The sequence below is a fragment of the Limnohabitans sp. Rim28 genome (assembly GCF_000293865.2).
Lineage (GTDB): Bacteria > Pseudomonadota > Gammaproteobacteria > Burkholderiales > Burkholderiaceae_C > Limnohabitans_A.
The window spans coordinates 1-596 of record NZ_ALKN02000052.1; the positions used below are offsets into that span (position 1 = coordinate 1).

General features: G+C 63.4%; 1 pseudogene. It reads right to left on the minus strand.

Going from position 1 to position 596, the window contains the following annotated elements:
• Positions 1-596: pseudogene (locus B472_RS17150) on the minus strand (heme utilization protein); the annotation flags it as partial.

Below are 596 nucleotides of genomic sequence, written 5' to 3' on the forward strand. Positions count from 1 at the left end.
GGCTGGTCAAGAGAGCAGCCACATCGCCGGTGTCCAGGGCATTGAGCTGACTGGCGCTCAAGGCTCGGACCTGAGAGGAGTCCAGGCTGGTGACTTGACCCGAGGTCAAAGCGGCCACGTTGCTGGTGGACAGGCCAGACAGCTGAGCGGTGGTCAGTGCGGCCACATCAGCGGTTTGGATGGCTTGGATCTGATCGGTGCCCATGGCGTTGAGCTGAGCGGTGGTCAGGGCGCTGGCTTGGGCCGTGGTCAGGGCCACCACTTGGGCGGTGTTCAGGCTGGCAACCTGTGGGTTGGTCAGGGCCGAGACTTGCGCGGTGGTCAGGGCTTGCACCTGGCCGGTGGTCAAGGCGTTCAAAGCGTCTGTGGAGACGCCACTGATCTGTGCCGTGGTCAGGGCTTGAACCTGGCTGGTCAAGAGAGCAGCCACATCGCCGGTGTCCAGGGCATTGAGCTGACTGGTGCTCAAGGCTCGGATCTGAGAGGTACCCAGGCTGGTGACTTGACCCGAGGTCAAAGCGGCCACGTTGCTGGTGGACAGGCCAGACAGCTGAGCGGTGGTCAGTGCGGCCACATCAGCGGTTTGGATGGCTTGG